Genomic DNA, 22,170 nt, shown 5'->3' on the forward strand with positions numbered 1-22,170 from the left:
TCGGCCCGTGAAACTCGGCTAGAGTCCTTTTCAACTTAACATCACCCAAGTTGCCGACATATATCATGTTGGTAACCAGTATCTTGTGAAAGCCGATTGCGCATGAAAGTCTCCCGCAAGTTCCTCCTGTTCGCTGGCGCTATGGCGCTGATCCCGGCGGCCAATGCGTCGATGGCGGCGGTGGATGTCGACAGCTATCGCGAGCTCGACCAATTCATGAGTGTGTTTGAACGCATTCGCACCGAATATGTCGAACAGGTCGATGATAAGGTGCTGATCAAGGGCGCGATTGATGGCATGCTCGCCGCGCTCGATCCGCATAGCTCGTTCCTCGACGCCCGCGATTTCCAGAATATGCGGACGCAGACCGATGGCGAATATGGCGGGCTTGGCCTCACGGTCGGGATGGAAGACGGGGCCGTCAAGGTCGTCGCCCCGACCGAAGATTCACCCGCCGACCGTGCAGGTGTCAAGGCAGGCGATTTCGTCACCCATCTGGATGGGGTGCTGATCTATGGCGGCACGCTCGATGAAGCGGTGCAGAAAATGCGTGGCAAACCCGGCACCTCGATCAAGCTCACCATCGTCCGTCCGGGCCGTGACAAGCCGTTCGACGTCGAAGTGACGCGTGAGATCATCACGCTCAAACCGGTCAAATGGGAAATCAAGAATCAGGTTGGTGTCGTCAACATCAACAGTTTCAGCAAGAACACCGGCGAAGGCGTCCGCGCCGCGATGGTCGCGATTGAAAAGGCAACTGAGGGCAAGGTGATCGGCTATGTCATCGATCTGCGCTCCAACCCCGGCGGGCTGCTCGATCAGGCGATCGAAGTCTCGGATGCGTTCCTTGAACGTGGCGAAGTCGTATCGCAGCGGGGCCGCCGCAAATCGGATATCGAGCGTTATTATGCCAAGCCCGGCGATTATGCGAAGGGTAAGCCGATCATCGTTTTGGTCGATTCCGGCTCCGCCTCCGCTTCCGAAATCGTGGCCGGCGCATTGCAGGACCATCACCGCGCCATCGTCATGGGCACCCGCAGCTTTGGCAAGGGGTCGGTGCAAACCCTGTTGCAATTGTCGGAAGATACCGCGCTCCGCCTGACGACCGCGCGTTATTACACGCCATCGGGCCGTTCGGTGCAGGAAGGCGGGATCGAGCCGGACATCAACGTGCCGCAGCTGTCCGATCCGGATTACAAATCGCGCCCGAGCTTCCGCGAGGCCGATTTGCGTCGCCACCTGATCAACGAGGCCAAGGTCGATAACAGCGTGCTGGAAGACGACAATAAGGACGATCCGCGCTTCACCGCGACGGCGGCGGAACTTGAAAAGAAGGGCATCAAGGACTTCCAGCTCGATTACGCCGTGCGCGCGATCAACAAGACTGCCGCCGCTAAGCTCGCTTCCGGCAAAATAGCGGGCGGCAAGAGCGGCGGTTCGCGTTAAGATGCAGGGTCTTGCGCCCGCTCGGTTGCTCGCGCTCATCGTGCCTGCCGCATTGATGGCGGGGGCGCTTGGCTCGCAATATATCGGCGGGCTGTATCCGTGCGAAATGTGCCATTGGCAGCGCTGGCCGCATTATGCGGCGATAGCGCTGGCGGCCCTCGCCTTCCTCCTGCCGGGGCGTGGATTGCGATCGTTTCTCGTCGTCTTTGCAGGTCTGGCGATCATCACCTCCGGTCTGATCGGCGTGTTTCATGCCGGGGTCGAATATCGCTGGTGGGAGGGGCTGACCTCATGTTCGGTCACGAGCGCCGCGGGTTCGGCCTCGCAAGTGTTGGCCGACATCATGGCCACACCCTTGATCCGATGCGACCAGCCACAATGGACATTGTTCGGCATTTCCCTTGCCGGATATAATGCGTTGATCTCGATCCCGGCGGGGCTTTGGGTCCTCGCTTTGCTGGCACGGAAAGGCCGAGCATGACTTCTGATCGCAGCCAAATGATCCGCGTCGATCAGGCGGGCGAATATGGCGCGACCCGCATCTATGCGGGCCAGATGGCGGTGCTCGGCACCGACCATGCAATCAGCGGCACCGTCGCGCATATGGCCGCGCAGGAAGAACGCCACCGCCGCTTGTTCGATAAGCTGATGGCCGAACGCGGGGTGCGCCCGACCTTGCTCCAGCCCTTTTGGGATGTGGCGGGCTTTGCCTTGGGTGCGGCGACAGCCCTGATCGGACCGAAGGCGGCGATGGCCTGCACCGCCGCCATCGAAACCGAAATCGACGCCCATTATGCCGAACAATTGCGCGAACTGGACGCAGCGCCGCCGAGCGAGGCCGATCCCGAGCTACGCAAGATGATAGCCGAATTTCAGGCCGAAGAGGTCGAACATCGCGCCACTGCCCTTGCGGCGGGTGCCGAACAGGCCCCGGCCTATCCCCTTTTGGCGGGAGCGATCCGCCTTGGCTGCCGCTTCGCCATTGCCATGTCCAAGCGGATATGATGTCATCATCATTCTAATTTTAGACTCAGGAGATCTGCCATGCGCCCGATCATTTTTACGACCCTTGGTCTGATGGCGGTACCGCTGGCAATCACGCTTGCACCCATGCCTGTCGCCGCACAGCAAAAAGACCAGATGTTGATCGTCTATGGCGACGATCCCTGCCCCACCAGCACGGGTGGCGACATTGTGGTGTGTGCGCGCAAGCCCGAATCGGAACGCTATCGCATCCCGCAGGCGTTGCGCGAATCAAAGCGGACTCCCGATGCGCAAAGCTGGGCAGAGCGCGCGCGATCGATCGAATATGTCGGCCGCACCGGCACCAATAGCTGCTCCACCACCGGGGCCGGTGGCTGGACCGGCTGCTATGCCGAAATGATGCGGCAGGCGCGTGAAGAGCAAAAGGCCAAGAAAGCCGCAGACAGCAATCTGCCCTGATCGAACGCGGGGCTTGGCCACCGCCATCCGATCCGGACTTTTATTTGCTGACGAAGATTAGCTTTTATAAAAGGATCAGGGCGTTTCGGGCTATTCTCCCGAACGGCCCGTATACCCGCAAATCGCGCCAAGAACGAAGCTGATGCCAAGGGCGATACGGATATAACCCTCGGTATTATCGTACCAGCCGAACAGTTCTTCCCCATAGCCAAAAAGGGCGACAAAAACAATAAACGCAATGCCAAACATGTACTCAACTCCTCGTCGGCGGACACCCGAACATCGGACCGACTCATTCGCTTATGCCATATTTATCGCTAATGATGTGTGAATCCTTGCATGATCGAACAAGCATCGCCATAGGGAGCACATCCACACACAGCCACGCAGCAACCGGGACGAATGCATGAAAACGCGGATCTATGTGACGTTGAAAAACGGGGTGCTTGACCCACAGGGCAAGGCCATCCACCACGCACTTGAGGGTCTTGGATTCAGCGGCGTCAATGACGTGCGCGCAGGCAAGCTGATCGAACTCGACCTCGATGACAGCGTGACCACCGCCGATATCGAACGGATGTGCCAGCAATTGCTCGCCAATACCGTGATCGAGAATTTCCGCATCGAACCAGTCGCCGGCTGACGGACGAAAACGCCATGAAAACCGCAGTCATCGTCTTCCCCGGCTCCAATTGCGACCGCGATATGGCCGTCGCACTTGAACAAGTGACCGGCAAGGCCCCGGCCATGATCTGGCATCGCGAAAGCGAACTGCCCGAGGGTGTCGATTTCATCGCCCTGCCCGGCGGCTTTTCTTATGGCGATTATCTGCGCTGCGGCGCGATTTCGGCCCGCAGCCCCATCATCGCCGCCGTCAAGGCCGCTGCCGACCGTGGCGTGCGCGTATTGGGCGTGTGCAATGGTTTTCAGGTGTTGACCGAGGCGGGCATGCTGCCCGGCGCGTTGATGCGCAATGCGACGATGAACTTCATCTGCCGTGATGTGTCGCTGACGGTTGCGAACAACAATTCCGATTTCACCCGGCTCTATCAGGCTGGTGAGCAGGTCAATTTCCCGGTTGCCCATCATGATGGCAATTTCAACGCCGATGTAGACACGCTCGACCGGCTTGAAGGCGAAGGCCGGGTGGCGTTCCGCTACACGACCCCGATCAATGGCGCGGCCCGCGACATCGCCGGAATCCTGAGCGAAAAGCGCAATGTGCTGGGCATGATGCCGCATCCGGAACGGATGATCGAACCGGCCCATGGCGGCAATGATGGCCGTCGCCTGTTTGAAGGCGTGCTCGCCGCACTTTGATCGCCTGTGGGATTCCCTGTCGGCCCTAATGGGGTTTGGCTGGACATTCGCGCGTGATTCGGCAATAACATTGCCTATGCACGTTATTCGCGCCCTGCTTCTGCTACGACTTACACGCCCTTAGGCGTGTGTTTTCGCTCGGCCGCGCCCCGCGCCGCCTGTGGCACTTCCCGCCTAAGGGTTTATCCTTTTACCGTTCAGGCCTATAGCCTGTCATCGAGATATCGACCGGCCCGCAGATGGCCGGTTCATCAAGGATCAAGAACGTGACCGATACCGTCAAAATTTTCGACACCACCCTGCGCGATGGCGAACAGTCGCCGGGCTGTTCCATGAATTTGGAAGAAAAGCTGCGCGTGGCGGCCCAGCTCGAATCATTGGGCGTCGATATTATCGAAGCCGGTTTCGCCATCGCCTCGGAAGGCGATTTCGAAGCCGTGTCGCAAGTGGCAAAACAATGTGAAAGCGCCACCGTCGCCAGCCTCGCCCGCGCCGCCACCGCCGATATCGAACGCGCCTGGGCCGCGGTGAAACACGCCAAATTCCCGCGCATCCACACGTTCATCGCGACCAGCCCGCTGCATATGCGCGTCAAGCTGAACAAGACGCCGGAAGAAGTGCTGGCCGCGATTGAACATAGCGTCTCGCTGGCCGCATCCTTATGCCCGGATGTCGAATGGTCGGCGGAAGATGCGACCCGCTCCGACCCGGATTTCCTGTGCCGCGCGGTGGAAGTCGCGATCAAATCGGGGGCGCGCACCATCAACCTGCCGGATACGGTCGGCTATGCCACACCGGAAACCTATGGCGCGATGTTCCGCGATGTGTTGAACCGCGTGCCGAATGCCGATCAGGCGATCTTTTCGACCCATTGCCACAATGATCTGGGGCTGGCGGTTGCCAATACGCTCGCCGCTGTCATGGCCGGGGCGCGTCAGGTGGAATCGACCATCAACGGCATCGGCGAACGCGCGGGCAATGCGGCGATTGAAGAAATCGTCATGGCATTGAAGGTGCGTCACGATGTGATGCCGTTCCGCACCAATGCCGTGACCACCGAAATCACCCGTGCCAGCCGCCTGATTTCCGGCATCACCGGTTTTCAGGTTCAGCCGAACAAGGCGATTGTCGGCGCCAATGCCTTCGCCCATGAAAGCGGCATCCACCAGGATGGCATGATCAAGGATGCGAGCACCTATGAAATCATGACCCCGGAATCGGTCGGCTTGAACGCCTCCAATCTGGTCATGGGCAAGCATTCGGGCCGTGCCGCCTTCCGTCAGAAGCTGGAGGAACTGGGTTTCCGTCTGGGCGACAATGAATTTCAGGACGCCTTCGTCCGGTTCAAGGCGTTGGCCGATGCCAAAAAGGCTGTGTACGACGAAGACATTATCGCGCTCGTCGATGATGAAGTCCTGCGCGGCCATGATGTCATTCAGGTCAAGGAAGTCGAGGTCTATTGCGGCTCCAACGGTCCGCAGCGCGCGATCCTGACCTTGGAAGTCGATGGCAAGGAAACGACCGTCACCAGCAAGGGCAATGGCCCGGTCGATGCATTGTTCAACGCCATCCGCATGATCGTGCCGCATGATCAATCGGTGCTGGAACGCTATGAAGTCCATGCCGTGACCGGCGGCACCGATGCACAGGCCGAAGTGTCAGTGCTGTTGTCGGAAGATGGCCGCACGGTGCGTGGCCGTGGCGCGCATTATGACACGATGGTCGCCAGCGCGCGCGCCTATGTCAATGCGCTCAACAAGCTGATGGTCAAGCGGGGCAAGAGCAATTTGAACGAAGCATCGGCGGGGTAATTTTTTTTGTCCCTCAATCGTCGGGCGGCGACATCCGTCGCCTTGGCTTTCCTCGCAATAAGCTCGGGCGGCCGGTCGGCCTTGCGGCGGCCATGCCGCCGGAGTCATTCGCAATATAAAAAAGGGGGCCGCAACGCCCCCTTTTTTTACAACATGCCGAGTTCGAGCTTGGCCTCATCGGACATTTTCGCGGGATCCCATGCCGGGTCCCAGACAAGATTGACCTCCGCCGCGCCGATCCCCGGCACCGCGCCCACGCGCATTTCGACTTCGGCGGGCATGGATTCCGCGACGGGGCAATGCGGGGTCGTCAACGTCATGGTGACAACCGCATGGCCGTTGCTGATCTCGACATTGTAAATCAGGCCGAGGTCATAAATATTGACCGGAATTTCCGGATCGAAAATGTCCTTGAGCGCCGCAATCACGGCCTCATACAGATCGCCGCCCGGCTCTTCGCCGGTCAGGGCCGCTGGCTTTTCCGAGAGGAAACCTTCGAGATAATCAGGCTTGCGCTCCGGCGCAGGTGTAGACGGCGGGGCAAAACCCGCATCGGTCACACGCGCCTTAGGCGGCGGCGATACTGCGCCGACTTCCTGATAATTGACCTTATTGTCCTCGCTCATCCGAAAATCCTCGACACACGTTCAAGGCCGCGCACCAGCGCGTCCACATCTGTTTGATCATTATACAGGCCAAAGCTGGCCCGTGCGGTTGCAGGCACGCCCAACAATTCCATCAACGGCTGGGCGCAATGATGGCCCGCGCGGATCGCCACGCCCTCTTCATCGAGAATGGTCCCGATGTCGTGCGGATGCACGCCCTGCATCGCGAAAGACACGATCCCGGCGGCATCCTCCGGCCCGAATAATTGTACGCTGTTGAACTTGCGCAGCGCATCGCGCGTCGCCTGCACCAATGCGTGCTCATGCGCGCCAATCTTGGCAAGGCCGATCGCATCGACATAATCGATCGCGGCATGCAGCCCAATCACCTCGGCAATCGCCGGGGTGCCTGCCTCAAACCGCGCGGGCGGCGGGGCATAGGTCGTTTTTTCAAACGTCACCCGGTCGATCATCGCGCCACCACCCTGATAGGGCGGCATTTGATCGAGCAAGTCACCCTTGCCCCACAATACGCCAATGCCGGTCGGGCCATATAATTTATGGCCGGAAAACACATAGAAATCGCAATCCAGCGCCTGCACATCCACCGCCAGACGCGGCACGGCCTGACAGCCATCGAGCAGGATCTTCGCCCCGACTTTATGCGCCATCCGCACCGCGCGCGGCACATCCAGCACCGACCCCAGCACATTCGACACATGGGCCAAAGCGACCAATTTATGGGCAGGCGTCAGCATGGCTTCGGCGGCATCAAGGTCGATCCGGCCATCCGCCGTCAGCGGACAGACATCGATCTCCACCCCGATCCGATCACGCAACAACTGCCACGGGACAATATTGCTGTGATGCTCCAACTGGCTGAACAGGATGCGATCGCCCTTTTGCAGCAGCGACCCAAAGCTATGGGCGACGAGATTGATCGCCTCGGTCGCGCCGCGCACGAACACGATCTCATTTTCGGACGGCGCGTTGATAAACTGCGCCACCCGCCGCCGCGCGGCTTCAAACGCCATCGTCATATTTGCCGAGCGGGCATAAACGCCGCGATGCACCGTCGCATAATCGCGGCCCAGCGCATTGACCATCGCATCGATCACCGCCTGCGGCTTTTGCGCCGTGGCCCCAGTGTCGAGATAATGCCAGCCCCCCGCCAAACCGGGGAAATCAGCGCGAAACGTCACACCAATTCTCCCAATTTCGCGAGTGCCGCCGCCTGCAATTCTTCTTCTGCCTCGGCGCCATCGAACACGCCCGCGACAAAGGCCTGCAACATCAGTCGCTTTGCATCCGCAGGCGTCAGGCCGCGCGATTCCAGATAGAACAGGCCCATCGCATCCAATTCGCCAATCGCCGCGCCATGGGCGCATTTCACGTCATCGGCGTAAATTTCGAGTTCCGGCTTGGCATTGGCAGTGGCGGCACGGCCCAGCAGCATCGCCTTGAACGACTGCACGCTGTCGGTGTGTTGCGCCCCACGCGCGACCGCGACCTTGCCCAAATAGGTGCCGGTCGCCTTGTCGGCCATCACAGCGCGGATAGTCTGACGACTGGTCGCGCCCGGCTCCACATGATTGACGGTCGTCACGATTTCGAGAATCTGGTCGTCATTGCCGAGAATGACGCCGCCAAGATTGAAATCCGCCCCTTCATGCAAGATGACATCAAGCTCGATCCGGCCATAGGCCCCGCCCAAGGCCAGCACATGAAAATCGAACTTCGCCCCCTTATCGAGGTTGATCGCAAACTGCCGGATTTCGGTCGCGCCTTGAGCGGCATCGACAATCAGATGACGCGCCGCCGTATCACCCGCCGCGACATTGATCCGCTCCGGGGCTGCCAGCGGCCAGAGACGGGCCACCGCGTCGATATCGGCATAGCGCCATGCCTCATCCCGGCGGGTGGGAAGTGTCGTCACGCCGCGATCTCCGCATAGCCCTCGCGTTCGAGCTCCAGCGCCAGTTCCGGCCCGCCCGATTTCACGATCCGCCCTGCCGCCAGCACATGGACAAAATCCGGCTGCACATAATCGAGCAGGCGCTGATAATGGGTGATCAACAACACGGCCTTGTCCGGCTTGCGCATCACGCGGTTGATGCCCTCGCCGACCACGCGCAGCGCATCGATGTCGAGGCCGCTATCGGTTTCATCGAGGATCGCGAGCTTGGGATCGAGAATGCCCATCTGGACCATCTCGTTGCGCTTTTTCTCGCCACCCGAAAAGCCGACGTTCACCGGGCGCTTGAGCATGTCCATATTCATGCCCATCGCATCCGCCTGAGCGCGGGCGACCTTCAGGAACTCGCCCCCCGATAACGGCGCTTCGCCCCGCAATTTGCGCTGGGCGTTCAACGCCTCGCGCAGGAATTGCACGTTCGATACGCCCGGAATTTCGACCGGATATTGGAAACCGAGGAACAGGCCAGCGGCGGCGCGTTCATGCGGCGCGAGCGTGAGCAGATCCTGCCCGTCAAACTCCACCGCGCCGCTCGTCACCTCATAGCCGGGCCGTCCGCCGAGCGTATAGGTCAGGGTCGATTTACCCGCGCCATTCGGCCCCATGATCGCATGAATTTCACCCGCATTGATCTTGAGCGACAAGCCCTTGAGGATTTCCTTGTCGCCAATCGCGGTGTGGAGGTTGTTGATATTCAGCATTTTAACCAACTGATCCTTCGAGAGAAATTCCAAGCAGCTTTTGTGCCTCGACAGCAAATTCCATCGGCAATTGTTGCAGCACTTCCTTAGCGAAACCATTGACGATCAACGCCACCGCGCTTTCCTGATCCAGCCCGCGTTGCATCGCGTAAAACAACTGATCGTCGGAAATCTTGCTGGTCGTCGCTTCATGTTCGATCTGGGCGGTCGGGTTCTTGACCTCGATATAAGGCACGGTGTGCGCGCCGCATTGATCGCCCAGCAACAGGCTGTCGCATTGGGTGAAGTTACGCACCCCATCCGCATTGGCCGCGACTTTGACAAGGCCGCGATAGGTGCCGTTGGATTTGCCCGCGCTGATCCCCTTGGACACGATGGTCGACCGGCTGTTCTTGCCATTGTGGATCATCTTGGTGCCGGTATCGGCCTGTTGGTGATTATTGGTGACGGCGACCGAATAAAATTCACCGACCGAATTTTCCCCGTTCAACACACAGCTTGGATATTTCCAGGTGACCGCCGAGCCGGTTTCAACCTGCGTCCAACTCACCTTGCTATTCTTGCCCTGACACAGAGCGCGCTTGGTCACGAAATTATAAATGCCGCCCTTGCCCTCGGCATCGCCGGGATACCAATTCTGCACGGTCGAATATTTGATTTCGGCATCGTCGAGAATGACCAGTTCGACCACCGCCGCATGCAACTGGTTCTCGTCGCGCATCGGGGCGGTGCAGCCTTCGAGATAGGACACATAGCTGCCCTTGTCCGCAACGATCAGCGTGCGTTCGAACTGGCCGGTATTTTCCGCGTTGATGCGGAAATAGGTCGACAATTCCATCGGGCAGCGCACGCCCTCCGGAATATACACAAAGGTGCCGTCCGAAAATACCGCGCAATTGAGCGCCGCAAAATAATTGTCGTGCATCGGCACGACCTTGCCGAGCCACTTTTTGACCTGTTCGGGATATTCGCGAATGGCTTCGGAAATAGAACGGAAAATGACGCCTGCTTCTTCCAATTCCTTGCGGAAGGTGGTGGCGACGCTGACGGAATCGAACACCGCATCGACCGCGACCTTGCGCGCGCCCTCAACCCCGGCGAGCATCTTCTGCTCTTCCAGCGGAATGCCCAGCTTCTCATAGACGCGCAGGATTTCGGGATCGACCTCGTCAAGGCTGCCCAACTGCTTCTTCGCCTTGGGCGCCGCATAATAATAGGCGTCCTGATAATCAATCGGCGGGATATTGAGCTTGGCCCAATGCGGCGTTTCCATCGTCAGCCAATAACGATAGGCCTTCAACCGCCAGTCCAGCATCCATTCCGGCTCGTTCTTCTTGGCCGAAATGAAGCGCACGGTGTCCTCGCTCAACCCCTTGGGCGCGAACTCCTGTTCGATGTCGGACGAAAAGCCCCATTCATAATCGGAGACCTTGTTGGCCGCCGCCAATGCCTCGGCATTTTTTGTGTCGGCGATGTTGGTCATGCGTTATTCCTCACAACACTTCTGGCCGCGTAAAATGCCGATCCACCAGTTGCGTCAACGGCACATTGGCAAGCGCGCCGCGCACGGCATCATTCACCTGCGGCCAATGCTGCTGCACCCGGCAGGCACCTTCAAGGCTGCAATCATGCTTGCCGCTGTCAACACAGGGCGTCATCGCGATCGGGCCTTCGACCGCTTCGATAATATCCGCAAGCGTCACCGCCGCAGGCGGACGGGCGAGCCGAAACCCACCGCCCGCGCCACGCACCGACGACAATAATCCCGCCGCCGAGAGCTTGCTCACCAATTTTTGCACGGTCGGCAACGGAATGCCGGTTTCATCGGCCAATTGCGCCGCGTTGATCCGCTTGCGCTTCTCACCCGTCAACGGGTCCACCCCTGCCCCGCCGCAATGGCGCGCAGCCGCGGACATCATCACCACGGCATAATCAGCAAGGGAAGAAAGACGCATGGCGACCGGCGAATCCTAAATCAGACAAAATTGATCCGGTTTGTTATCGCATCCCTAGCGTCGCAAATCAAGCATAAGGGACAATTTCCTGGAAATTCGCCAATGTCAGCGCCTCGCGCGTGATCGGGCTGCCACGGGTCATCAACCCGCGCGGCGTGCGCCCGGTGAATGCGCGTAACTCCCTGATCATATGCGATTGATCGGCATAATGGCTGACCGCTTCGGCGGGGGGACGGCCTTGATTGGCGAGCATCGCCGATGCTGTCCTGAGCGCCCCATATTTGCGCGACAATAATTTGGGCGGCCCACCGAAATATTGGCTGGCGATCCGCATCACCTGCCGCGACGACAAATCGCAACGCGCATATAGCGCATCGACATCCGGGAACAGATCCGCGCTCAGCCACGACCGGATCACGCCCAGCAATTGGCGATGGCTGGGCGGCAACGGCTTCAGCCGGGGCAATAGCAACGCATCCAACCCATCCGCCAATGCCCGCATGTCGCTGGTCGCGCGCACGACCTCGGCCATCTCGTCTGCCAAACCACCAAGGACAATCTGCATATCGACGGCGCGATCCGAAAAGGCGAAGGCATGCTCCCCCAACAACTGCCCCCAGGCTTCCGGATTGATCGGGATGCCGATACATTCGACGGGCCCCGACACGCGCATGCGCGGACTGGTCGTCAACGGCCCCGTACACAGCAAGGGCGTGGTGACATATCGCCGCCCGTTCGGCCATTCGACATAGCCATCGCCGCCTTCAATAAAAAACCATAGATTGCCGGTATCCACCCGCAAATATTCCTCATTGACGCTATAATCCTGCCGCAGCCGGTAATAAAAGGGGATCGCCGGACGCAAGGCCGGATGCGCCCCGATGACTTCGAACAGCTTTGGCATCAGCTATCGGACGATAGCGAAGAAACCTTACCCGCCAGCGCCGCACGACCAAAGGTCAATCGGCTCAACCGCTCTTCTTCATCCTTGATGCCGCCGGGGGTAATGCCGGTGAACTCCTTCACCTCGCGAATGAAATGCGATTGGTCATAATAGGCATCCGCCGCCAGCAATTCGCCCATTTCATCGCCCCGCGCCAGCGCATTGGCCGCCCGCAACGCCCGATATTTGCGCACCAACAGCCCCGGCGTCGCGCCATAGAGCTGCTTGGTCAGCTTTTCGATCTGGCGGCGAGTCAGGCCGGTATCCGCGATCAGATCCGCCAACACGGGTTGAAGGCTGGAAATCAGCCAGCGATCGACCGCTCGCGTAAACCATAATGGCACCTGATCCGCCCGATGGCGCAATGTCCGCGCAAAGGATGTACCAATTTCGACCATCGCATCCAGATCGTCGGTCGCCGCCAGCGCACGGTGAACATCCAGCACAGTCGGACCAAGCAAGCTCGTCGCATCGATCATCTTGTTGGTCAGCGACACCGCCTCAACGCCCGTCAGCGCCCCCCATCCCGCCGCCAGCAATCCCAAGCCAAAGGCGCGCACCGGCCCCTTGGCGACAATGCGCGAAGCGACCGTGCGTGGGCCAAGCAGGCTGCACGGCGTAAAAGGGTAATGATTGCCATCGGGGAATTCCATATGGCCCTCACCGGCCAGCACAAATCGGAACTGCGCGACATCCGCACGTTCCAATTCGTTCAATTCTGCGTCGTCCGCCCGGAAATAATAGAATGCCGTCAGAAATTCCGACAGATCAGGCGGCGGTGGAACATAATCCAACGAAAACACGTTTGTGCACCCCAAGCCATACGTCCAAGCGCCAGATTGCGATCCATATAAACCGCTAAGTCTGATGCCGAATTTTTGGGCAAATATTATGCAACGCCGCCATTCACGCACACAGATATACTTGCCATACATGCCTTGGACGGGAGGTTGCGTAAACAAATTTTTAAAAAAAGTGGCCCAGCCAGCGTGCCAGCCGAGCCACAGGAAAAAGGATTTCGCTCGGAAATCCCTTCGGGTCGCAATGACGGCTTAAACTAGTCGCCTTTCGTCCGTATTGGATGATTTTGCATTTTTAGAATAAATTCGACACATGAATGGCAATAAATGCCGCTAAAACTGTCGCGAAACCAGCCCGCGCCTCCCCCGCCCCTGCGTCGCAGTTACCCGCTTTTTGTCGTCCAATCAAAATGCTACGCATTGCCAAGCGTCGATCTGTCGGTAGGATCAGGCTGGTTAATAGATTCGGCACGATGTTTGGCACACGCCCCAACGTCCGCCTGTTTGAGGAGTACACAGTCGGCATGAGTGGAATCGCCTCGCTATCGCAATTGCGCATGTCGTTTGTCCGCTGGGCGCTGTTTACCGTCCCCAGCATCCTGCTGCTCGGGATCGCCTCCGGCAGGCTGGCGAATTCTGGCGAACAGAACCGCTGGTATGCAGCCTTGGTCCAACCCGACATGACCCCGCCCGGCTGGTTTATCGGGGCGACTTGGACCGTGTTATACATCCTGATGGGCATATCGCTCGCGATGATCCTGAATGCCCGTGGTGCGCGCGGACGCGGCTTGGCGCTCAGCCTGTTCACGTTGCAATTGCTCGCCAACCTCGCATGGTCGCCGATCTTTTTTGCTGCCCATGAAATGACGTTCTCGGTCTATTGGCTGGGGCTGATCGGCGTACTGGCACTGGCCACCACCTTCGCCTTTGGCCGGATCAGGTCGGTCGCTGCGTGGCTTTTGGTCCCTTATCTCGCATGGCTATGCGTGGCGGGCAGCCTGAATTATCAGCTCGACAAGCTCAATCCCGATGCTGAAATCCTTGCGCCCGGCGAATTCAGCACCCAAATAGACATGTAGTTATCGCCACCTTCTTCAAGGGTCGGCCATATCTTAAACACACTTTATCGAAAGGCCGCTTCATGCAGTCCGAAAACAAGTTCCTCGAAGATCTGTCCAAAATGATCAACGGCGCGGCAGGCACGATTGCCGGCATGGGGCGCGAGGCCGAAACCAACATGCGCGAAAAAATGCGCGAATGGCTGGGCGGGCTGGACATGGTCAGCCGCGACGAATTCGAAGCGACAAAAGCCATCGCGCTGGCCGCCCGTGAAGAGGTCGATGCGCTGAAAGAGCGCATTACCGCGCTTGAAGCTGCGAGTAAAAAGACGCCCAAGGCCTGACGCAAACCGCTGGCGACCGTTTTTTCCACAAAAAAGCGGGTCGCCAGCCGGGTTGGGCCTTGTAAAAATCACCGAGTTGTGAGCAGGCTCCCCACATGATGAGCGACGAGTTCGAGGTTTCCCGCGAGACGGGACGTCCAATCGACGCCCTTGATCAATGTTTCGCCGCCTTTGGTTGGCAGGTCCAGCGACAAGGCGATGACGAGATTATTGCCTCTGTGCAGGGCAGTTGGACGAATTACGAAATGCGCGCGGTCTGCCGGGATGACGACCGGGCACTGCAATTCCTGTGTTTTCCTGACATTCGTATCAATTCCGACCAATATCCTGTCGTCCATGAAACCATCAGCCTAGTGAATGAACAGCTCTGGGTCGGCCATTTCGAACTCTGGCATGCGACCGGGCTGATCGTCTATCGCCACGCTCTGATCCTCGAACCCGCGGAAGAAATGGGCATGTCGATCGAACAGGCCGAAACGGTGATCGAAACCGCGCTGGAAGAATGCGAGCGATTCTATCCCGTGTTCCAATTCGTTTTATGGGGCGGCAAAACACCCCAAGAGGCCATCGCCGCCTCGATGATTGAAACCGCCGGAGAGGCTTGAGGGCCAAGGCATCATTGCCAATTTATAGGGACTTCGAATTCAGATGAGCGATTTCGGACAGGTGCTGCTGGTCGGTTGCGGCAATATGGGTGGCGCGATGGTGCGCGGCTGGATTGCCGATGGGGCCAAGCCCGCCGCGATTACCGCGATTGATCCCTTCGCCACCGCCCCTGCCCCCGGCGTCAATATCGTCCGCAGCGCCAGCGCACTGGCCGGCACCACGGCGGATATCATGCTGCTCGCGGTCAAGCCCCAGCAACTCGACGCCATCACCGATGATGTCGCGCCACTGGTAGGCCCACAAACGATCCTCCTGTCCATTCTCGCGGGCGTTGAAATCGACGCATTGCGCCGCCGCTTCCCCAATGCTGGCACGATCATCCGGATCATGCCGAACACCCCGGCTGCCATCGGCAAGGGCGTCATGGCGCTGTACGGCACTGACGATCCGGCCATTCAGGCACGTGCAGAGGCGCTGATGCGCCCGCTGGGCCTGGTCGAATGGATTTCGGCGGAAAGCCTGTTTGACGCGGTCACGGCGCTCTCCGGCTGTGGCCCGGCCTTTGTGTTCCGCTTCATCGATGCGATGGCGCGTGCAGGCACGGCCCTTGGCCTGCCCGCCGATCAGGCGACCCGCTTGGCACTGGCAACGGTCGAGGGTTCGGCCCTGCTCGCGATTGGTTCGGATGAAACCCCCGGCCAGCTCGCGGAACGCGTTGCCAGCCCCGGCGGTTCAACGCGCGAGGGGCTGAACCGGCTCGATCAGAATAACGACCTGTTCCGCCTGATGGAAGAAACGCTCAACGCCTCCGCCCGCCGCAACGCCGAAATGGCCGCCGCCGCGCGCGGCTAAGCCAATAAACTGACATCACGCTTTTTTGCGCAGCAATAGCTTGCGCCGCGCCCAAGTGCAGGATAGAGGACCGGCCTACCAGAGCAATGCGGAGCGGTGGCCGAGTGGTCGAAGGCGCTCGCCTGGAAAGTGAGTATACGTCAAAAGCGTATCGAGGGTTCGAATCCCTCCCGCTCCGCCACCGACCAGAAATCGGAATAAAACCGCCTCTGAATTACATTCAAACAGAGAAAAAATATCATATATCCATATGATTATATTATATTTTATTCCAATATTCGAACTCTTGATCGTTTAATGCCGGCCAGTTGAGAAACCCAAATTTTGGTGACGACGCTACACGCTCAACATCAGCTTAAACCAAAGACACACATAAGTCCGTCACCGGGTACCGGGCGATGGCTCAGATCCTTGCTGATGCCCTCAAGCACATGTACCAACAGCTAAGCGTTTCATCTACTGCAGGCGAAGATCGGATAGATGATGGACATTGAACCGCAACCACTTCAGGTCATCGCACCAGATAAGATCGCGCAACTCGTCGAAGCCGTTGGCATACGCAAGGCTGGTCTGGGCATCTTGCCAACTTTGACTTTAGGCGTGTTGGCAGGGGCATTCATCGCATTCGGCGCCATGGCCTATACAGTCGCCATTACGGGCAGCGAACTAGGCTTTGGCCCGACCCGCCTTATTGGAGGTGTGGCGTTTTCACTTGGATTGATCTTGGTGATCATAGGAGGTGCCGAACTCTTTACGGGCAACAGCCTCATCGTCATGGCATGGGCAAGTGGCCGGGTCGGCACAGGTGCCATCTTGCGCAATTGGGCAATCGTCTATGTGGGCAATCTTATCGGGGCTATTGCCACCGCGATCTTCGTCCATGTCTCGGGTGTACTGACCTTGGGGGATGGTTCGGTCGGGGTTACAGCCGAAAATATCGTGATGGCCAAGCTAGGGATAAGCCCATTGCAGGCATTCACGCGCGGCATATTATGCAACATCCTTGTCTGCCTCGCCGTCTGGATGAGCTTTGCCGCCCGCAGCGTAGCCGGCAAGGTGGTTGTTATTGTCCCCCCGATTGCAGCCTTTGTCATGCTAGGCTTCGAACATTCCGTGGCGAACATGTATCTTATTCCCGTCGGAATGTTGCACAAGACCGGTATGATTGACGCCGGGATGTTGCTTGCCAATCTGGTCCCGGTGACGGCAGGCAATATTATCGGCGGCGGCGGTCTTGTCGCCCTTGTCTATTGGCTGGTGTACCTGCGCCCCTCGTCTCATGACATGACGCGATGAAAAATGCCCGCACGCACAGGCTCAAGCCTATAACTGGGGATTGGGCGGGAAGCTTACCCCCCGCCCGTTCACACATTAGATAAGCCCTGCGGTCCATCCCGCAGTCTGGGCAACGACCCAAAAACCGATCAGCAGGAACAAGCCCGCGGCGATCATGCGCACAATGTTGAGAGGGACATATTTTAGCAATTCATGGCCCACAAATACCGCCGGTACGTTGGCAATCATCATGCCAAGGGTCGTACCCATTGTCACAGGCAAGACGTCATGGAATCGAGCACCAAGCGCGACGGTCGCAATTTGCGTCTTGTCGCCCATTTCAACCAGAAAGAACGCGATTAACGTCGTGATAAAGGCGCCAAATCGGGCGGGCTTGTGCTCATCATCGTCAAACTTGTCCGGGATCAACGTCCATGCCGCCATGGCAATGAACGAGAACGCGACGGCATAACGGAACCATTGGCCGTCGAGGATCGACGCAACTTCCGAGCCGACCAATGCGGCGAGAAAGTGATTAGCGACGGTTGCCGCAAAGATACCCGCCACAATCGGCACAGGCTTCTGGAACCGCGTCGCCAGAACAATGGCGAGTAATTGGGTTTTGTCGCCGATCTCCGCGAGGGCTACGACCGCTGTCGATGTCAATAATGCTTCCATGAACAATCTCCGGGTCGGGCGGCGTTAAAGATCCAACGGACATCGATCTCGCCGCCCAACCCTGAACGGAGATTCGATGCCATTGGTCTCGCCCAAGCGGTGTCCCGCTTCCCCTGCACCACGGCCTCTCAACCGAGTATGTTGACGCAAGGGCTCGTCCTAACGGACGACTGGCTACTCCCCAGATGACATTGCGGCCTTAACGCTCTGGTCGTTTAAAATCAACCATCCTGCCGGATATCCTCACGCATATCATAGCCGATCATGGCCGCGTCATTCCACAACTGACCCATGTACATAAATCGCTAGTGCAAAAGCTCGGGTGAAATTGCGCAATCCATATTGCGAATCAGTTGCATTATCATATAACCGCCCCCCTTACCGGGAATCATCCCGCAAGGAAATGAGCGGTTACCATGTCTTATATTCGCAAAGCGACCAGAGCACGGTCGGTCGCACATCAATTCCATATATGGGTTGGGGGCATTCTGGCGCTGTTCATGGTCGTCATGGCGGCGTCGGGCAGCCTATTGCTCTGGAAGGATGACTATCTGCGCTGGGCAACACCCAAGGCAGCACAATCGGTTCCTGCACGACCGTCGTCCGTCCTAGCCGCGACCATCGACAGGGCGCGCAGCCATTATGGCGATCGGCTGATCATGGTCCAATTCGCTTCTGAACGCATGGGCGTGGATCAATACCGCCTGACAGATGGCGGTGCCTATGCAGATCCGGCAAATGGCAGGCTGATCGAGGAATGGCGCAAGAATGAAAGATTCTTAGACATCGCCTTCGACCTTCACCACCGGCTGCTGGCAGGCGCAACGGGAGAAACCGCTATTGGTATCCTTGGCATTCTCAGCTTTATGCTGGTGATCGCCGGCCTCTTTTTATGGTGGCCCTATGCGCGCCTGTTCAAACCGAAGCTGATACCGGATCGCCTTTCCAAGCCGGCATTGCTAAAGGTCCACCGCGACATGGGATTGCTCTTTGCCGTTCCCATCCTGCTATTGAGCGTAACGGGCACAGCCATGATTTTTCATGATGCGGCCAAACAAGTGCTCCTGTCCCTGACACGGGAAAATTTGCCGATCACCCATAAAATCGTGGCGAAACCCGGACAGATTGACTGGCGCAAGGCGCTGGCAATAGCGGAAATGCAATTTCCGGGTGCCGAGCTTCGATCTGTGTCATGGCCAAAGGCCGCGGGCGAACCTGCGCAGGTGCGCTTGCGCCAAAATGGCGAACTGACGCCGCAAGGGCGCACCGTCATCATCTTCGATCCTGCCAATATGCACATGCTGACCGTTACCGACGCTTTGCAGCAACCCCGCGCCATCCGTATTATCAATAGCTTCTACCCATTGCACGCGGGCAAGACATGGGGTCGGACCTATCAAATTATTTTAACGATCATTGGCGTCAGCTTTCTCGCGCTGTCCGCTTATGCATTTCTGGCGTTTCTTAAGCGGCTCAACCCAATCCGTCCGCGATAGTCCTTCGCGCTCCAGTCATCATGTTCACTTGACGGCCTTTGCCGCCCTATATATGAGAATGATTCTCATTAGCATAATATTACACCTAACAGGGGAAGTTCATGCTCATCTCAACGATTGCGCGCCTGACGCTGGCCACTTCGGTCAGTATTTCGACAATGGCCGCTGCCGAAACCGCCGCCGAAAGCGAAAGCGCAGCAACCATCATCGTGACCGGCAAGCGCGCCGAATATGCCGTTGATATCGTCGCTTCGATCAAGATTGACGCGCCGCTCAAGGACATTCCGCAGACCATCGACGTCGTCACCGATGCCGTCATGCGCGATCAACGCGCCTTGTCACTGCAGGCTGTATTGAAAAACGTACCGGGCGTCGGATTCTCGCACGGCGACGGTCAACGCGATCAGGTGTCCATTCGCGGATTTTCCGCCATCGCCGACCAGTTTGTTGACGGACTGCGCGATGATGCGCTCTATTTTCGCGACCTTTCCAACATCGAACGGGTGGAGGTCATCAAGGGACCGGCCTCCGTACTCTATGGGCGCGGTTCATCGGGCGGCCTCATCAATCGCGTGACCAAGAAGCCGGGCGTCAATGTTGGCGAGATTGCCGTCAGCTATGGCAGTTGGGACGATCGTCGCGCCGAACTGGACGTGGGTTTGGCGCCGGAAGATGGTATCGCCGCCTTCCGGCTTACCGGAGCCATCGAGCGCGCCGACAGCTTTCGTAGCCAGCAGTTTCATGAGCGCGAAGCCCTTTCACCTTCGCTGGCACTCAAGCTCGGCGCACAGACCGATGTCCTCATTCAAGGTGATTATCTGCGCGATCGGCGCGTGACCGATTTCGGCATACCCGCCTATAAAGGACGGCCTGTCGATGTGCCCCCTGCCACCTATTATGGCTCTCGCAACGCCCATGAGGACGACTATAATCAATCGCGCGTCTATTCAGGCACTGCGACGATCAGCCACAAATTCGACGATCATAACAGCCTGCGCAACGCGTTCCGTTATTATGATTATCGGCTCGATCGGCAAAATACCCTGCCCGGTGCCGTGAATGAAGCCGCCCTGACCGTCAGCCTCAATCGGTCTGCGCTGGACAGGAACGAGCATGGCTGGTTCAATCAGACTGAACTGACGCACAAGGCCGAACTCGTCGGCATGCAGCATCAGCTTTTGCTCGGCGTGGAACTGGGGCGTCAGGTCAAGGATGTCCTGACCTATTCGAAAACTGGTATCGCTACGGTCGCGCTCTTCAACCCGGTGCTGCCGGTCATTACGACCAATGGCAGCTTGGCGAGCGACAACCGGGGCATATTCAACACCCTTGGCCTCTATGCACAGGATATGATCTCGATCGGCGACCATCTGAAGGCGCTTGTCGGCATCAGATACGACCGCTTCAAGCAACAGACCGACGATCATCTTCCCGGCAAATCCGATCTGGCGCGCACGGACACTAACTGGAGCCCTCGCGCCGGTCTCGTCTGGCAACCCGACCGCAACCAGTCCTATTATGTCTCGTGGAGCCGATCGTTCCAACCGTCAGGCGAGGCGTTCTCCATCGCTGCGAACAATGCCGACATCGCCCCGGAAAAGACGAGCAATACGGAAGTCGGCGCCAAATATACGCTTTTCGACGGTAAACTGAACGCCACTTTGTCCGCCTTCAATCTGCGGCGGTCGGGGATCAAGGCGGCCAATCCCGCCGCGCCGACGATACTCATCCCCATCGGGGTCCAACGCACGCGCGGCGTCGAACTCAGCGGCACGCTCAATCTGGAAAACGGCTGGCAGGCAATCGCCGGCTATGCCTATCTGGACGCCAAAATCGTCCAATCGGCAAATACGGCCCTGATCGGCAAGCACGCGACCATCACGCCGCACCACGCCGCCAACATCTGGATCACAAAGGACTTCGGCAATCGCTTTGGCCTTGGCGCGGGGGCGAATTATGTCGGCAACCGGTTCGCGGATACAGTCAATTCCGTAATATTGCCGCATTATTTCACCGCCGATGCGATGGTCTGGCATCGCTTTGGACCGGTGGTTGCCCAACTCAACGTCACCAACATCTTTGACCGCGCCTATATCGTCTCCGGCCATGGCACCAGCGCCCATCTCAACCTGCCCGGCGCGCCAAGGGCAGCCATGCTGACGCTGCGCTACAATTTTGCGGGACAGCGAGACTGAAGCGGAAAATGACCCTGCGCAATAGACCGGAAACCCGATCAGCGCGGCAATTGCGCCATCGATGACGGTCGGATCACCCGGCCCACCCAAATGAGAGAGAGCCTGCCATGTATGACTATATCGATCGCCCGGTAATGTCGCTTGATCGTGGCGGGCGCTTTCTTGTCTGGGCGGCCCGTAGCTGGGTCAAAACGCTAAGTCGAGGCAGTTGTCCAGCCACGGCCATCGGCCCCGCCTTCGCCCAATGGAAGATGATCAGGGCGTTGACGCCTTTTCATCGCATGATGCTGCTGCTGAATGCACATGCGATTGAAACAATGCGGTTTTGCAACCTCAATTGCTGCCACATCTCGGAACATGAAGCCCTGATCATCAGCCTGGTGCGTGGCATGCAACACCTCAGGCCCGAGATGGTCCAAGGTGCGATTGCGCTCGTTATCGATGACGATCAAATCCCGGCACTCATCGAAAACTTATCAGCTCTGGCCAACGCCATGACGCAGGCCGGGATATTACCCGCGCAGATGTTGCGTTAGACAGTCCTGTACGCTCCATGCACCGCTGCCTGAACAAGGATGTTGTCATTCAACCGGGGATGACAACCACCGCCGAAATCCTGCGGCAAGAGGTGATTCACCAATGGCTGTAAGGAGAGATCAATTGGAAA

At 58.3% G+C, this 22,170-nt stretch carries 25 protein-coding genes and 1 tRNA gene; 16 read left to right on the forward strand and 10 right to left on the reverse strand.

Annotated elements, in window-relative coordinates:
• The first annotated feature begins 102 nt into the window (after positions 1-102).
• The 4 genes from K6117_RS06595 to K6117_RS06610 are packed head-to-tail and all read left to right on the forward strand — an operon-like array spanning position 103 to position 2,889.
• Entirely contained in the window at positions 103-1,446 is a 1,344-nt protein-coding gene (locus K6117_RS06595; RefSeq protein ID WP_221793161.1) for a S41 family peptidase, read from the forward strand.
• Position 1,447: 1 nt separating this feature from the next.
• Positions 1,448-1,927 (forward strand): disulfide bond formation protein B, encoded by a 480-nt coding sequence (locus K6117_RS06600; protein ID WP_221793164.1) that lies wholly within the window; start codon positions 1,448-1,450, stop codon positions 1,925-1,927.
• Positions 1,924-2,451 (forward strand): demethoxyubiquinone hydroxylase family protein, encoded by a 528-nt coding sequence (locus K6117_RS06605; RefSeq protein WP_221793166.1) that lies wholly within the window; start codon positions 1,924-1,926, stop codon positions 2,449-2,451. Before K6117_RS06600 ends, K6117_RS06605 begins: the two co-directional genes overlap by 4 nt.
• Before the next feature lie 39 nt (positions 2,452-2,490).
• A complete protein-coding gene (locus K6117_RS06610) occupies positions 2,491-2,889 on the forward strand; it encodes a hypothetical protein (RefSeq protein ID WP_221793168.1) in 399 nt (132 codons plus the stop codon).
• A gap of 90 nt (positions 2,890-2,979) precedes the next feature.
• Here the strand turns inward: K6117_RS06610 and K6117_RS06615 are convergent, their stop codons facing one another.
• A complete protein-coding gene (locus tag K6117_RS06615; RefSeq protein WP_221793170.1) occupies positions 2,980-3,138 on the reverse strand; it encodes a hypothetical protein in 159 nt (52 codons plus the stop codon).
• A 157-nt stretch (positions 3,139-3,295) separates the two neighbouring features.
• Here K6117_RS06615 and purS point away from each other — a divergent pair, with 157 nt between their 5' ends.
• The 3 genes from purS to K6117_RS06630 all read left to right on the forward strand — a co-directional run bounded on the left by purS (position 3,296) and on the right by K6117_RS06630 (position 6,020).
• Positions 3,296-3,532 (forward strand): phosphoribosylformylglycinamidine synthase subunit PurS, encoded by a 237-nt coding sequence (gene purS, locus K6117_RS06620; RefSeq protein WP_221793172.1) that lies wholly within the window; start codon positions 3,296-3,298, stop codon positions 3,530-3,532.
• 14 nt (positions 3,533-3,546) lie between these two features.
• Positions 3,547-4,209, forward strand: coding sequence for a phosphoribosylformylglycinamidine synthase subunit PurQ (purQ, locus tag K6117_RS06625; RefSeq protein WP_221793175.1), 663 nt, complete (start codon positions 3,547-3,549; stop codon positions 4,207-4,209).
• A 266-nt stretch (positions 4,210-4,475) separates the two neighbouring features.
• Positions 4,476-6,020, forward strand: a complete 1,545-nt coding sequence (locus K6117_RS06630; protein WP_343211752.1) for a 2-isopropylmalate synthase — start codon at positions 4,476-4,478, stop codon at positions 6,018-6,020.
• A 146-nt stretch (positions 6,021-6,166) separates the two neighbouring features.
• On the opposite strand, the gene K6117_RS06635 is transcribed toward K6117_RS06630, so the two are convergent.
• The 8 genes from K6117_RS06635 to K6117_RS06670 form a co-directional block, all read right to left on the reverse strand.
• Positions 6,167-6,646 (reverse strand): SUF system Fe-S cluster assembly protein, encoded by a 480-nt coding sequence (locus K6117_RS06635; protein WP_221793179.1) that lies wholly within the window; start codon positions 6,644-6,646, stop codon positions 6,167-6,169.
• Positions 6,643-7,827: a cysteine desulfurase gene (locus K6117_RS06640; RefSeq protein ID WP_343211753.1), complete on the reverse strand. Its 1,185-nt coding sequence runs from the start codon at positions 7,825-7,827 to the stop codon at positions 6,643-6,645. The genes K6117_RS06635 and K6117_RS06640 overlap by 4 nt, the downstream gene beginning before the upstream one ends.
• A complete protein-coding gene (locus K6117_RS06645) occupies positions 7,824-8,561 on the reverse strand; it encodes a SufD family Fe-S cluster assembly protein (RefSeq protein WP_221793181.1) in 738 nt (245 codons plus the stop codon). Before K6117_RS06645 ends, K6117_RS06640 begins: the two co-directional genes overlap by 4 nt.
• Positions 8,558-9,301, reverse strand: coding sequence for a Fe-S cluster assembly ATPase SufC (gene sufC, locus K6117_RS06650; protein WP_221793183.1), 744 nt, complete (start codon positions 9,299-9,301; stop codon positions 8,558-8,560). The genes K6117_RS06645 and sufC overlap by 4 nt, the downstream gene beginning before the upstream one ends.
• Position 9,302: 1 nt before the next feature.
• A complete protein-coding gene (sufB, locus tag K6117_RS06655; protein WP_221793185.1) occupies positions 9,303-10,784 on the reverse strand; it encodes a Fe-S cluster assembly protein SufB in 1,482 nt (493 codons plus the stop codon).
• 10 nt (positions 10,785-10,794) lie between these two features.
• Positions 10,795-11,256, reverse strand: a complete 462-nt coding sequence (locus tag K6117_RS06660) for an RrF2 family transcriptional regulator (RefSeq protein ID WP_221793188.1) — start codon at positions 11,254-11,256, stop codon at positions 10,795-10,797.
• Between the two features lie 67 nt (positions 11,257-11,323).
• Positions 11,324-12,160, reverse strand: coding sequence for a helix-turn-helix domain-containing protein (locus K6117_RS06665; protein WP_221793190.1), 837 nt, complete (start codon positions 12,158-12,160; stop codon positions 11,324-11,326).
• Positions 12,160-12,993, reverse strand: a complete 834-nt coding sequence (locus K6117_RS06670; protein WP_221793192.1) for a helix-turn-helix domain-containing protein — start codon at positions 12,991-12,993, stop codon at positions 12,160-12,162. Before K6117_RS06670 ends, K6117_RS06665 begins: the two co-directional genes overlap by 1 nt.
• Before the next feature lie 530 nt (positions 12,994-13,523).
• Between K6117_RS06670 and K6117_RS06675 the strand changes: the two genes are divergently transcribed.
• From K6117_RS06675 to K6117_RS06700, 6 genes are all read left to right on the forward strand, one after another.
• Positions 13,524-14,078: a TspO/MBR family protein gene (locus K6117_RS06675; protein ID WP_221793194.1), complete on the forward strand. Its 555-nt coding sequence runs from the start codon at positions 13,524-13,526 to the stop codon at positions 14,076-14,078.
• Between the two features lie 62 nt (positions 14,079-14,140).
• Positions 14,141-14,401: an accessory factor UbiK family protein gene (locus K6117_RS06680; protein WP_221793196.1), complete on the forward strand. Its 261-nt coding sequence runs from the start codon at positions 14,141-14,143 to the stop codon at positions 14,399-14,401.
• 95 nt (positions 14,402-14,496) lie between these two features.
• Positions 14,497-15,006: a type III secretion system chaperone family protein gene (locus K6117_RS06685; protein ID WP_221793199.1), complete on the forward strand. Its 510-nt coding sequence runs from the start codon at positions 14,497-14,499 to the stop codon at positions 15,004-15,006.
• A 43-nt stretch (positions 15,007-15,049) separates the two neighbouring features.
• Positions 15,050-15,859 (forward strand): pyrroline-5-carboxylate reductase, encoded by an 810-nt coding sequence (gene proC, locus K6117_RS06690; RefSeq protein WP_221793201.1) that lies wholly within the window; start codon positions 15,050-15,052, stop codon positions 15,857-15,859.
• A 90-nt stretch (positions 15,860-15,949) separates the two neighbouring features.
• Positions 15,950-16,040 (forward strand) — tRNA-Ser (locus tag K6117_RS06695).
• Positions 16,041-16,339: 299 nt separating this feature from the next.
• The gene (locus K6117_RS06700; RefSeq protein ID WP_221793203.1) at positions 16,340-17,155 is read left to right on the forward strand and encodes a formate/nitrite transporter family protein; all 816 of its coding nucleotides are present in this window, start codon (positions 16,340-16,342) and stop codon (positions 17,153-17,155) included.
• Positions 17,156-17,230: 75 nt separating this feature from the next.
• Here K6117_RS06700 and K6117_RS06705 read toward each other — a convergent pair whose 3' ends face one another.
• Positions 17,231-17,812: a TMEM165/GDT1 family protein gene (locus K6117_RS06705; protein ID WP_221793205.1), complete on the reverse strand. Its 582-nt coding sequence runs from the start codon at positions 17,810-17,812 to the stop codon at positions 17,231-17,233.
• 416 nt (positions 17,813-18,228) lie between these two features.
• On the opposite strand from K6117_RS06705, the gene K6117_RS06710 reads away from it, so the two are divergent.
• From K6117_RS06710 to K6117_RS06720, 3 genes are all read left to right on the forward strand, one after another.
• Positions 18,229-19,308, forward strand: coding sequence for a PepSY-associated TM helix domain-containing protein (locus K6117_RS06710; RefSeq protein ID WP_221793208.1), 1,080 nt, complete (start codon positions 18,229-18,231; stop codon positions 19,306-19,308).
• A 101-nt stretch (positions 19,309-19,409) separates the two neighbouring features.
• Complete coding sequence (locus K6117_RS06715) at positions 19,410-21,503, forward strand: TonB-dependent receptor (RefSeq protein WP_221793210.1); 2,094 nt, start codon at positions 19,410-19,412, stop codon at positions 21,501-21,503.
• Positions 21,504-21,784: 281 nt separating this feature from the next.
• The gene (locus K6117_RS06720; protein WP_221793212.1) at positions 21,785-22,039 is read left to right on the forward strand and encodes a hypothetical protein; all 255 of its coding nucleotides are present in this window, start codon (positions 21,785-21,787) and stop codon (positions 22,037-22,039) included.
• Positions 22,040-22,170 lie beyond the last annotated feature (131 nt).

It is taken from the genome of Alteraquisediminimonas sediminicola (genome assembly GCF_019740335.1).
Classification (GTDB): Bacteria; Pseudomonadota; Alphaproteobacteria; order Sphingomonadales; family Sphingomonadaceae; genus Alteraquisediminimonas; species Alteraquisediminimonas sediminicola.